This is a genomic window from Lactococcus sp. LG1074, assembly GCF_017309525.1.
In the GTDB taxonomy this organism is placed as follows: Bacteria; Bacillota; Bacilli; order Lactobacillales; family Streptococcaceae; genus Lactococcus; species Lactococcus petauri.
In genome coordinates this window covers 1765437-1777358 of the sequence record NZ_CP071293.1, presented here as the reverse complement: position 1 = coordinate 1777358, position 11922 = coordinate 1765437, and the positions used below count along the sequence as shown (strand labels likewise).

The window sequence follows — 11922 nt, the reverse complement described above, 5'->3', positions numbered from 1 at the left end:
CTTTGCTTTTTTTAGTGTTAATTTCGTTTTTTTCTCGTATTAGTTAGTGAAGGATTTATCACGATTTTTAAGGAGAAAGACGATTGAAAAGTAAAAAAAAGATGATGATGTTTTTAGTCTTAAGTTTGCTACAAATACTTATTGCTGTATTTATAGTTGTGAAAAGAAAGGATTTTATTTATCTATTACCCGCAAAAGAGCCACAAGTATTAAGAGATTTAGCCTATGACAAGGACAAACGCTTGGGCTACACCATTCACATCAAAGAAGATGGTAAGTTAGTGCCCTATCTGGTGCTCACGAAAAATTATATTGATCAAGGCAATGTCTTATTGCTTCGAAAGCATCTTGTAGATCCGCCCATGTCTTTTCGGGAAGGCTGGGAGGAAGCCTACTACGGACATAGCATACCGGATGCTTTTATGCATAAAGACTTTATCAAGCGTTTTTCCAAAGGAGTGAAGGATCGGATCCCTCTCACAGAAATTGCGATTGAACCCTTAGAACCGACATCATCAAAAAGATATTTGGAAAAAATAGAGCGGAAGCTTTTCTTGCTTTCGGATATTGATGTAGGAAATTTTAAGGACGGACTCCGTTTGGAAGGTGACTGTAACTTACTATATTTCAGACGAAAAGGAGGGATTAGAGAGGATAGACTTGCCTATTTAGAAGGAGACCTTGTTAGCTATCCTTGGTGGTTGCGTACAGTTTTTGAAACTGCCTCTGCAGTGGCTAAAGTGATTGGTTATGAGGGGAGGTTTGGAGGAAATGGCGTAGTTTACCCTGCCTATGTCCGCCCAGCCTTCACACTTCCGCCTGAAACAAAGGTGGAGGAGAAAGAAATCAAAGGGCACAAGGAATATGTGCTTAAAATAGATAAGTAAAGAGGTTGGGGTAAAAATTAACATTGGACTCCTTTCGCTTAAAGTTTCAAAAATAAAATCGCTCACCAATGCTATGTAAGAATATCGTGTTCCAATATCTTTTTTCTTGACGAAAAAATTTGCATGTCGTAAGAAAAAAGCGTAAAATAGAAAAAATATATTTTTATGGGGGCTCTAATCTAATGCTTAATTCAGAAACCATTGCTTTAATGCCGAAAGTTGAACTTCATTGTCATCTTGATGGTTCACTCAGTTTGCCTTGTATTAAGCAGCTGGCTAATAACATAGGGTACGATTTTAATATGAGTGATGATGAAATACTGAATTGTGCACAAGCGCCAGAAACGACTCAAAGTCTTTTGGAATATCTGGAGCGTTTTGACTTCGTTCTTCCATTACTACAAAGCTATACTAATCTTGAGCTAGCAGCTTATGATGTGGTTCGTCAAGCTGCTGAGGATAATGTCAAATATATTGAAATTCGCTTTGCACCTGGTCAGCATCTGGAAAAAAATCTAGAACTTGAAGAAGCTGTAGAAGCTGTTATTGCTGGTGTTTCTCGTGCTGAAGAAGACTTTGATATTGTCGCAAATGTTCTCCTCTGTGGTCTTCGTCAGGTGCCAATCGAGCGTTTGGAAAAGTTGGTTCCGCTTTTTGATGAAATCGATGATGAGCATTTGGTTGGCTTTGATATGGCAGGCGATGAAGTAAACTACCCTCAAGTAAAATTTAAAAACTTGCTGGATAAGGTGACGTGTCGTGGGGTACAAGTCACACTGCATTCAGGTGAGTGTCCAGGGTGCGAACAAAACATTATTGATTCTGTCGAGATGGGAGCAACACGTTTGGGACATGGCATTATGACGAAAGAGCTTCCAGACTATCAACATGTTTTGATAGAGTTGGGTATTGTTTTGGAAATGGCACCAACCAGTAATTTTCAAACAAAAGCTATCCGCCATCTTGAAGAATATCCTTTTTTAGAATTGTATAAGAAAGGTCTTCATGTAACCATAAATACTGACAATCGCACAGTAAGTAATACCAATTTGCAAAAGGAATATGAGAAAATTGCAGAATGGTATGATTTTCAGGTGAATGATTTTGAAAAAATCAATCATTATGCTATTGATGGCGCCTTTATTAGTGAGGAAGAAAAAGAAGCTCTCCATCAGCGGTTTTCCATTGAGTATGCCCAAATAAAAAAACTGATTAACATCAGCTCTTTTTAATGAAGTAAAAGAATGAAAGTAAAGAAGAGAAGAAAGCCACCAAAAAACAAGCTTACTACATCTTGTCTTCTTTCGTTTTTCTGAAAGGCATGATAAAGCAAGAGTCCCATCAAACCACCGGAAGTATTTGTGATGATGTCGGTTATATCGGTGGCTCCGATGCCGAAAATATATTGAAGGATTTCGACAAAGAGACTGACAAGGAAAATTGCTCCCCATTTTCCAAGAAAGCTCCGTTCTGAAAAGCGGCCCATAAAAAAACCAAAAGGAATAAAAATAAGGACATTGAAAAGGATTTCTAAACGTCCACCAGAAGCATCAAAAGGTGAAACATTTAAGCTACGGGAAGGGAATAAATGTGCTGTATTTATCGTATGTGTGATATCAAATTTAAAAAGAATCCCCCAAAATAGAAACAGAAGATAATAAGCAAAGATAATTTTGGAGAATTTATACATGAAAGTCCTCAGATATTAAATGTTTTTACCCTTAATTATAGTAAAATAACTGAAAATAAGCTTAATGCGCCTAGAACAGGAAATAAAAAACCACATCGAAAGATGTGGTTTTTGTATTATTTTTCGTCAGGTGTCATAATCATCGGAACGATAAGTGGACGACGTTCAGTTTGTTTATAGAGGAATGGAGCCAACGCTTCACGCATTGCCCGTGCCACAACAGCTTCATTAGCATTTTCGGTATTGAGCATGGCTTCACGGATAGCATTGAAAAGTACACGTTGACCATTACGGATCAAATCCCCAGACTCACGCATGTAAATAAAGCCGCGACTTAACATATCAGGACCTGCAAGCACTGTTTTATTTTTGAAATCCACAGTAGCAACAGCAAGAACAATACCATCTTCAGCAAGCTCATGACGGTCATGAAGCACTGCATTACCGACATCACCAATACCTGAGCCATCAACATAAGTATCAGCAGCAGGGAAATGATCAGCATAACGTGCTGAATCAGCAGTCAAAGCCAGAACATCTCCATTTTCGAAAATGAAACAATTTTCTTTAGGTACACCAGTATCTTGAGCGAGCCCGGCATGAATTTTTAACATGCGGTACTCACCATGGACAGGCATGAAGTATTTTGGTTTAATCAAACGGAGCATCAATTTTTGCTCCTGTTGTCCACCGTGCCCAGAAGTATGAATATTATTCATCTTACCATAAACCACGGTTGCACCAGCTTCGGTGATTGTGTTAGCCAACTGGTTTACACCATGTGTGTTACCTGGTATCGCGTTAGATGAGAACACAACAGTGTCTCCCATTTGTAGTGTGATATGACGGTGCATACCATTAGCGATACGGCTTAGAGCAGCCATTGGTTCACCTTGAGAACCTGTACACATAATGAGTAGTTCGCTTGAATTGTATTGGTTCACCTCATTTGGTTCAATAAAAGTTCCTTTAGGGGCTTTTATATATCCAAGTTCAAGTCCGTTAACGATGGCTTTTTCCATAGAACGACCAAAGACAACAATCTTGCGTCCGGTTTTCACAGCACCATCAACAGCTTGCTGTAAACGGAAGATGTTTGAAGCGAAAGAAGCGAAAATAATGCGTCCTTCAATGCGTTCGAAAATCTTCATGATATTTTGGCCAACAACTTTTTCAGAGTGAGAGAAGATTGGAATTTCGGCATTGGTTGAGTCAGAGAGAAGAAGCAAAACACCTTCTTCACCAAGAGCCGCCATACGATGTAAATCAGCGGGCTCACCAACAGGCGTAAAGTCAAACTTGAAGTCACCTGTAGCTACAACTTTACCTTGAGGTGTTTCCACAACAATACCCAAAGGTTCTGGAATGGAGTGAGTTGTACGGAAGAAGTTAACACTTAAGTTGTTAAATTTAATTTCGCTGTCCGCATGAATTTCAAAGAGTTTTGCATCACGCAAAAGCCCGTGTTCTTCTAATTTTCCACGAATTAAAGCAAGTGATAACGGACCTGCATAAATAGGGATATTCGCTTGCTTAAGCAAGAAGGGAATACCACCGATGTGGTCCTCGTGTCCGTGTGTAATGAAGAGCCCTTTGATACGGTCGATATTTTCGACAATATAACTATAATCTGGGATAACATAATCGACACCTAATAGGTCATCTTCTGGAAATTTTATACCGGCATCGATGATGATAATTTCATCTTGATATTCGACACCATATGTGTTTTTTCCGATTTCGCCCAGTCCGCCAATAGCGTAAACTGCGACTTCGTCGGAGTTAATTTTTAATGGTTTAATCATTGTTTTCTTTCTATACATATTTGTATGACAAAATCACTTTAGAGTGGTGACTTTTGTCCCTTTCTAAAGTGTTTTGCAGTAAATCTTTTGATGATGCAGGTTGCAAGCATCTTTTTTTAATTAAAAGCTTGTAATTTCAAGGCCACCGTTTTCTTTTTCATATTCAACGGCTTCGTCTGAAAGTGAATCGATGAATTCAACGTGATAGTCTGTGTTTGCAGCTAAAAGTTCGCGCGCTAAGATGACACCTTCACGTGTATCTGTAACATCAAGGTCAAGGTAGAGAACCTTAGTTGTTTCACGACGTGGTGAACGTGTTTTGTCTTCTTGGTAAAATGCTTTGAAAATCATATTATATTTGAGCGAATAAAAATTCGCTTTCCTTTCTTTCCGAGTGTTTCAGTTTTACAGTTACTTTCATTTTAGCATAAAATGGAGATAATGAAAAGTAAAGGTTTATAGAGCCAAAGCATTTAGAACAAGAAGAGCTTTTTCAAAGAAGTAAAAGACAGACAAAAAGTTGAGTGAAAATAATAGTAATACTTTTGTCAGTGATAAAGAAAAATACAAAATAGGAAAGCGAAAAATTTCAAGAAATATAAAAAATGTTATAATAGATGCTATCGTATACTTCTAGATGTTTAAAAGAGCTACACACTTTGTTCTGACTTGCATATTCGATAGTGTGAAAAGTAATTACTGAGATGCAGATATTAGGGTATAATAAAATAAGAAGAATGGAGAATAGAATCTCGTGAAAATTTTAGCTTTTGACAGTTCAAGTAAGGCCTTGTCTGTGGCACTTGTCGATAATGATGTTTTGTTGGGAGAGATTACTCTAAATTTAAAGAAAAATCATAGCACTACTCTGATGACATCTGTTGACTTTTTGATGCACCAATCAGCAGTAGAAGCGAGTGAACTTGACCGCATTGTTGTAGCCCAAGGTCCAGGATCTTATACAGGATTACGTTTAGCAGCGACTGTCGGAAAGACGCTTGCCTACAGTTTAAATAAGGACATCGTTGGTGTCTCAAGTCTTTTCGCTATTGCAAGAAGATTGAAAACGGACAGAACCGTTGTTCCTGTGATGGATGCACGTCGGGGTAACGCTTATGCTGCGCTTTACCAAGAAGATAAAGAAGTTGTCATAGGACAGCATTGTGTCTTTCGTGACTTCTTAGCAAACTTAGATAAGAATCTTCCGCTTGTATTTACAGGGGAAACAGAAAACTTTGTGGCTGACATTGAAGCTGCAGGGTTTACAAACTTTGAAATTATTGAAGACAGCTTAGACAAACTACCTTCAGCTTATCAAATCGCCCTATTTGGAAAAAACCTAAAACCTGTAGCGGTTCACGGCTTTGCTCCAAATTATTTGAAAAAAGTTGAAGCAGAAGAGAAATGGTTGGAGACACATGAAGAATCTGAAAACGCTACTGGCGAATATGTTCAAAGGATTTGAACCACGTCGTTATCTTAATATGGATGAGGTGGACTTAAAGTCAAATATTGACGGTGTAGATTATCGCTTGGCAGAGCGTAAAGATATTGTAGACATGCTTGCAATTGAGCGTGATGTTTATGATGGAGAAGTTCCGTGGACTTTTTCGCATTTTGAACACGAGATAGTTCAGGATGAGAATGCCTTCTTTGTTTCAGCAGTCGTTGACGATAATCTTATTGGTTTCATTGGGGTTCGCCTTACGGAACGGGGTAAAGTCGTGCATATCACAAATCTTGCGGTTGCTGTAGCCTATCAAGGTAAGGGTGTTGGGAGTAATCTCGTCAACCAAATGATTCGTCTAATGACACTTCTTGGTAAGCAGCAGATGACGCTTGAAGTGCGGCGTGACAATACAAAAGCTCAAGGTCTTTACCGTCGCTTAGGTTTTTCAACAGGGAAGCTGATTTCTCACTATTATGAGGACGGCGGTGATGCTGTGTGGATGTCAAGACAGTTGAGAGCTGAACATGAAAATTGAACGTTTTGATTCTGCAAAGTTTGATACGCAGGACATAGCCTGTAAGCTAAAAGAAATTTTAGAGCTTTGCTATGGAGAATCACCTTGGTCTGAATCCTATCTCCTTAGCAACCTGAAAAGGGATATCTATTTTCTAGCTGAAGTAGACGATGAGCTTGTTGGTTTCCTAGCAATTCAAGTGATCATGGAAGAGATGGAAATTACCAACCTTGCAGTGAAGCCAGAATTTCAAAGTAACAAAATAGCCAGCACGTTGATGGATCAAGTTGCTGATTTTGCTGGTACCCTGTTTTTAGAAGTACGGGAATCTAATAAACCAGCACAAAATCTCTATAAAAAATATAATTTCGAGGCCTTCTATACTCGGAAAAACTACTATTCGCACCCGACAGAAGATGCGATTCTAATGAGGAAGATACAATAAAATGAATGACAAATATATATTAGCTTTCGAAACCTCTTGTGATGAGACATCTGTCGCTGTTTTGAAAAATGGCACAGAACTTCTCTCTAATGTTATTGCAAGTCAGGTGAATAGCCATAAACGTTTTGGTGGAGTAGTCCCTGAGGTGGCTAGCCGGCATCACGTGGAACAAATTACCGCTTGTATTGATGAGGCCTTAGAGCAAGCTGGTATTACTGCAAAAGAACTCTCAGCTGTAGCTGTAACAGAAGGTCCAGGGCTTGTTGGGGCTTTACTTGTGGGCATTATGGCAGCGAAAACCTTTGCCTGGGCCAACAAGCTTCCATTAATTCCTGTCAATCACATGGCTGGTCATCTTATGGCTGCAGCTTTAGTAGATACTATTGAATACCCAGCCATGGCTCTTTTAGTCAGTGGTGGGCATACAGAGTTGGTTTATGTGGAATCTGAGGGAAACTATAAAAAAATTGGTGAAACACGAGATGATGCAGCAGGGGAAGCCTATGATAAAGTCGGCCGTGTCATGGGGCTAACTTATCCTTCAGGGAAGGAGATTGATGAGTTGGCACATAAAGGAGAAGATACTTATGCTTTTCCACGTGCAATGATGACTGCAGCAGATGGTTTGGAAATGTCTTTTAGTGGTCTGAAATCGGCATTTATCAATCTTGTTCATAATGCAAAACAGCAAGGACAAGATTTAGTGGCTACAGACTTAGAAAATTTAGCTGCCAGTTTTCAAGCAGCGGTGGTTGATGTCTTAATTGCTAAAACCAAACGTGCCCTTGAACAATACCCAGCTAAAACCTTAATCGTTGGTGGAGGAGTATCCGCTAATCAAGGTTTACGTGAGCGGCTTGCCACCGATATGAAGGATATTAAAGTCATATTGCCTCCCCTTCGCCTCTGTGGTGATAATGCTGGAATGATAGCAGCAGCAGCAACTATAGAGATGGAAAGGGAAAACTTTACTGATTTATCACTTAATGCGCGCCCGAGCCTTGTTTTTGGTGATATTTGAAGCAAAAAAACTCAGAGTATTTCTGAGCTTTTTTTATTTTTTAATGACCGGTAACCAAATCTCACCGTAATAACTGCCATCAGGTCGCTCTTGACGATAAGCAAGATGTGGACCACCAAGATAGGTATAGTCCATAACTTTGGGGAGAATTTTTCGAAAAGCTTGATGTGACAAATGTTCAAAAATTTTTCCCTTAGCTGCTGTATCAGAAATTACAATATAGTTACTTTCAGGAAATTTGAGTAAACGACAGTCATCCTTCAGCTCTTTGCGACTCTCCACTGCAAAATAATTCCAAGGTTTTCCGAGGTAATCCGTATGGACAGACCACTCCCGCTCATTTTTAGCTCTTTTCTTGAGCTTTGCTAAGCGGCCATCATTTTGCAAACTCAACTCAAATATTTCTCTTTCGAGGGCCAAAGAGCGGTAGTCTTGCAGCGCGGCTTGAATGGGAAAACCATAAGCCGCTAAGATGAACGGGTTTTTATGCTCTAGAGTATAATCAATCATAGTCGCTCCTTAGTTAACAACGGTTAGTTCATGGATTGAACGTCCTTGGTCATCAAACATTTCCAACCAGCTGTTTGTTCCTGCAAAGTAGAGAAAATGGCCGATTTCATTGACGGAACGCAGAATGATGTCTTCAGTAGTGGTCCAAGTTTCAGGATCGAATTTTTCTTGATTTTCTTCCCTAAGGTTTAACGTAAATTTTGCAGTGAAGCCAAGGGTACCATCGGCCCTTTTAGGAGCTGCCTCATTAGGTAGCATTTTTGCACCTGCAAGCAGCCGCATTTCGGTAGATTTTTGCCAGATAACTGTGCCGGATGTTCCTTCATGTTTAATATGAAATGGAATATCTGAGATAGCCTTTTTCCAGCGGTGTTGCGCTTTAGCTGAAAAAGCTTTCTTCTTTGAGAGTTTAAAACCGAACGCTTCAAGGCTAGGCAAAAATTCATCAGCAGCTTTACTACAGATGGTATAGACATTTGAGGGGAGTTTAATCCTTTCAGGAAAGACGGCTAACTTCATAGAAGCTTCTTGAGCTTTGTCGAGGAGAAAAGCTTCAAGATAGGCAGTGTCTATTTCATATGCCTTAGGATCAAGGACAATAACTTTATCAAATTCCAACTTAGGGATTATTTTTTTATCGGCAGCAATCATAATAATCTGGCTTTTTTTCGTTAGGAAAAATATTTCGCCTTTTTTGAGGGCAAAACGACTATTATTACTATCAAAGATACGGATCGTGGCACCAGAGGAAAGTTCAAGAAGGAGTTTTCCCTTCTCATCAATCGTTACTGAAAACTTTGTTTTTTTCATAACTTTATTTTAACAGAAAAGTCTATTTTTTCATCTTTTTTTGAATACCCTTTATCTAATTAAAGGGTTTCTACTTATCTAATAAACTTTTTTCCTATAAATGAAAAATAGACCATTTAATAATTTACGTAAGCACCTTTAAAAATTAAATGTGGGAAAGCAAAGCTTTTCTCGAAATTTTCTAAACAATTTGCTATAATTAAGTAAACTAACGAAAAAGGAAGCGAACAACATTATGGCAGTAAAACGTTTAATTGAAACATTTGTACCAGAAAATTATAAAATTTTCCTTGATATTGACCGCAAATCAAAGACCTTCAAAGGTCAGGTGGCAATCAAAGGTGAAGCTAAAGCTGAAACTATTTATTTCCACCAAAAAGATTTAAATATTACTAAAGTTTCTGCTTTTAGTGTTGAAGCAGACTTTACGGTGGATAATGCCAACGAAGAACTTACAGTTAAAGTGGGCCAAAAAGGTCAAGTGACTGTTTCCTTTGAATATGAAGGTAAAATCACAGATAACATGATGGGCATTTATCCTTCATATTACGAAGTAAACGGTGAGAAGAAAATGCTTATCGGTACGCAATTTGAATCACATTTTGCCCGTCAAGCTTTCCCATCAATTGATGAACCAGAAGCTAAGGCTACTTTTGATCTATCGGTTAAATTTGATGAAGAACCAGGTGATATTATTATTTCCAATATGCCAGAACTTCTCAATATTGAAGGAATTCACGTATTTGAACGTACAGTTCGTATGAGTTCTTATCTTCTTGCTTTTGTCTTTGGGGATATGCAGTATAAAAAAGGACGTACAGAATCTGGTGTTGAAGTAGGAACTTTCTCAACGAAAGCACATTCTGAAGATGTTTTAGATTTTCCTTTGGATATTGCGATTCGTTCAATTGAATTTTACGAGGATTACTATAAAACCCCTTACCCATTGCCACACAGCTGGCACGTTGCACTGCCTGACTTCTCAGCAGGTGCTATGGAAAACTGGGGTTGTATCACTTACCGTGAAGTCTGCATGCTGGTTGACCCAGAAAATGCAACAGTTGCCAGCAAACAATATGTAGCAACAGTCATTGCGCATGAGTTAGCCCACCAATGGTTTGGTGATTTGGTAACAATGCGTTGGTGGGATGATTTGTGGCTCAATGAATCATTTGCCAACAACATGGAATACGTGGCAATTGATGCTATTGAACCTGATTGGAAAGTTTGGGAAAGCTTCTCTGTTAAGGAAGCCAGCCTTGCTTTAGATCGTGATGCTACAGATGGTGTTCAATCTGTTCATGTGGATGTGAATCATCCTGACGAAATTGGTACACTCTTTGATGCTGCTATTGTCTATGCTAAAGGTTCACGCTTGATGGTCATGCTCCGTAAATGGTTAGGGGATGAGGACTTTTCTGCAGGACTTCGCAAATACTTTGAAACGCACCAATATGGCAATACCGTAGGTGATGATCTTTGGGATGCACTCTCAAGTACATCAGGTAAAAATGTGGGCGAATTTATGCATTCATGGGTAAACCAACCTGGTTATCCTGTCTTGACTGCGGAAGTTGTTGATGACACGCTTATTTTAAGCCAACAACAATTCTTCATTGGTAAAGGGGAAGATAAAGGGCGCTTGTGGCAAATTCCATTGAACACAAACTGGAAAGGCTTGCCAGATACGTTGACTACGGAAAAAGTTGAAATTCCGGGCTATGCAGCACTTAAGGCTGAAAATGAAGGCCAACCGCTCTTCTTCAACGAAGCACACGCAGCACATTATATTATTGATTATAAAGGTCAGCTTTTAGATAACCTTTTGGCCGATCTTGAGAAACTGGAAGATATTACGAAATTCCAAATTCTTCAAGACCGTAAGTATCTTGCTAAAGGTGAGGTTATCAGCTACGCTGATGTTGTGAATATCTTACCAGCCTTTGCCAATGAAGAAAGTTATATCGTCAACCAAGCGCTTAACCAAATCTTTAGTGAGCTAGATATCTTTATTGATGATGAGTCAGCTACAGAAAAATCTTACAAATCACTTGTGGGTAAAGTTTTTGCTAAAAACTATGCACGTTTGGGATGGGAGAAAAAAGCTGGTGAATCAGCTGGAGACGAAACTTTACGTGGGACAGTACTCTCACGGACTCTCTACTCTGAAAATCCTGAAGCAGTAGAAAAAGCGAGTGAGATTTACGCAGCGCATAAAGACAATGTAGCAACTATTCCTGCGGATATTCGACCAATTGTCTTGAATAACGAAATTAAAACAAGTAATTCTGCGGAACTTGTAGCTTCTTATATGGATACGTATGTGAAAACAAGTCTCCAAGAACTAAAACGTGAATTAGCTGCAGCTGTAGCCAATGTCCGTGATGAAGCAGCAATTAAAGGACTCTTGGAAGATTTCAAAAATGCGGATATCGTTAAACCTCAAGATATTGCATTCTCTTGGTTCTACCTCTTAGCGAAAGACTTCGCTCAAGATGCTGCATGGACTTGGGAGCAAGAAAACTGGGATTGGATTGCTGAAAAACTTGGCGGTGATATGAGCTATGATAAGTTTGTTATCTATCCAGGTAATGTCTTTAAGACAGCCGAAAAGTTTGAAGAATATAAAGCTTTCTTTGAACCAAAATTGAGTAACCCAGGGCTTAAACGTTCAATCGAGATGGCGATTAAACAAATTGATGCACGTGTATCACTGATTAATAATCAAAAGAGTGCAGTCGAAGCTGCCATCGTAGATGTAGAAAAAGAATTGTAAAAAAGACTTCTTAG

The 11922-nt window shown here is 39.0% G+C and carries 12 protein-coding genes; 7 read left to right on the top strand and 5 right to left on the bottom strand.

The window, feature by feature from the left end; all coding sequences use genetic code 11:
• Positions 1 to 83 precede the first annotated feature (83 nt).
• Positions 84 to 887: a DUF6273 domain-containing protein gene (locus J0J36_RS08865; RefSeq protein ID WP_153925400.1), complete on the top strand. Its 804-nt coding sequence runs from the start codon at positions 84 to 86 to the stop codon at positions 885 to 887.
• A gap of 182 nt (positions 888 to 1069) precedes the next feature.
• On the top strand, positions 1070 to 2119 hold the full coding sequence (gene add, locus J0J36_RS08860; protein ID WP_153925397.1) for an adenosine deaminase: 1050 nt from the start codon (positions 1070 to 1072) through the stop codon (positions 2117 to 2119).
• Here the strand turns inward: add and J0J36_RS08855 are convergent.
• From J0J36_RS08855 to J0J36_RS08845, 3 genes are all read right to left on the bottom strand, one after another.
• Positions 2116 to 2577, bottom strand: coding sequence for a VanZ family protein (locus tag J0J36_RS08855; RefSeq protein WP_019291808.1), 462 nt, complete (start codon positions 2575 to 2577; stop codon positions 2116 to 2118). The genes add and J0J36_RS08855 overlap by 4 nt on opposite strands.
• A gap of 116 nt (positions 2578 to 2693) precedes the next feature.
• Entirely contained in the window at positions 2694 to 4382 is a 1689-nt protein-coding gene (gene rnjA, locus J0J36_RS08850) for a ribonuclease J1 (protein ID WP_019291807.1), read from the bottom strand.
• A 120-nt stretch (positions 4383 to 4502) separates the two neighbouring features.
• Entirely contained in the window at positions 4503 to 4733 is a 231-nt protein-coding gene (locus J0J36_RS08845) for a DNA-directed RNA polymerase subunit epsilon (protein ID WP_017369648.1), read from the bottom strand.
• Positions 4734 to 5136: 403 nt separating this feature from the next.
• Here J0J36_RS08845 and tsaB point away from each other — a divergent pair, with 403 nt between their 5' ends.
• Genes tsaB through tsaD form a run of 4 tightly spaced genes read left to right on the top strand, consistent with a single transcriptional unit; the run spans position 5137 to position 7812 of the window.
• Positions 5137 to 5847, top strand: coding sequence for a tRNA (adenosine(37)-N6)-threonylcarbamoyltransferase complex dimerization subunit type 1 TsaB (gene tsaB, locus J0J36_RS08840; RefSeq protein ID WP_019291806.1), 711 nt, complete (start codon positions 5137 to 5139; stop codon positions 5845 to 5847).
• Entirely contained in the window at positions 5831 to 6367 is a 537-nt protein-coding gene (gene rimI / locus J0J36_RS08835) for a ribosomal protein S18-alanine N-acetyltransferase (RefSeq protein ID WP_019291805.1), read from the top strand. Before tsaB ends, rimI (J0J36_RS08835) begins: the two co-directional genes overlap by 17 nt.
• Complete coding sequence (gene rimI / locus J0J36_RS08830) at positions 6357 to 6791, top strand: ribosomal protein S18-alanine N-acetyltransferase (RefSeq protein ID WP_019291804.1); 435 nt, start codon at positions 6357 to 6359, stop codon at positions 6789 to 6791. Before rimI (J0J36_RS08835) ends, rimI (J0J36_RS08830) begins: the two co-directional genes overlap by 11 nt.
• Before the next feature lies 1 nt (position 6792).
• Positions 6793 to 7812 carry a tRNA (adenosine(37)-N6)-threonylcarbamoyltransferase complex transferase subunit TsaD gene (gene tsaD, locus J0J36_RS08825; protein ID WP_019291803.1) on the top strand — a complete coding sequence of 340 codons (1020 nt, stop codon included), beginning with the start codon at positions 6793 to 6795 and terminating at the stop codon, positions 7810 to 7812.
• A gap of 33 nt (positions 7813 to 7845) precedes the next feature.
• Here the strand turns inward: tsaD and J0J36_RS08820 are convergent, their stop codons facing one another.
• Together J0J36_RS08820 and J0J36_RS08815 are read right to left on the bottom strand one after the other, a co-directional pair.
• Entirely contained in the window at positions 7846 to 8322 is a 477-nt protein-coding gene (locus J0J36_RS08820) for an effector binding domain-containing protein (protein WP_019291802.1), read from the bottom strand.
• 9 nt (positions 8323 to 8331) lie between these two features.
• A complete protein-coding gene (locus tag J0J36_RS08815; RefSeq protein WP_019291801.1) occupies positions 8332 to 9132 on the bottom strand; it encodes a hypothetical protein in 801 nt (266 codons plus the stop codon).
• 235 nt (positions 9133 to 9367) lie between these two features.
• Here J0J36_RS08815 and J0J36_RS08810 point away from each other — a divergent pair, with 235 nt between their 5' ends.
• On the top strand, positions 9368 to 11908 hold the full coding sequence (locus J0J36_RS08810) for a M1 family metallopeptidase (RefSeq protein WP_206886707.1): 2541 nt from the start codon (positions 9368 to 9370) through the stop codon (positions 11906 to 11908).
• The last annotated feature ends 14 nt before the right edge of the window (positions 11909 to 11922 follow it).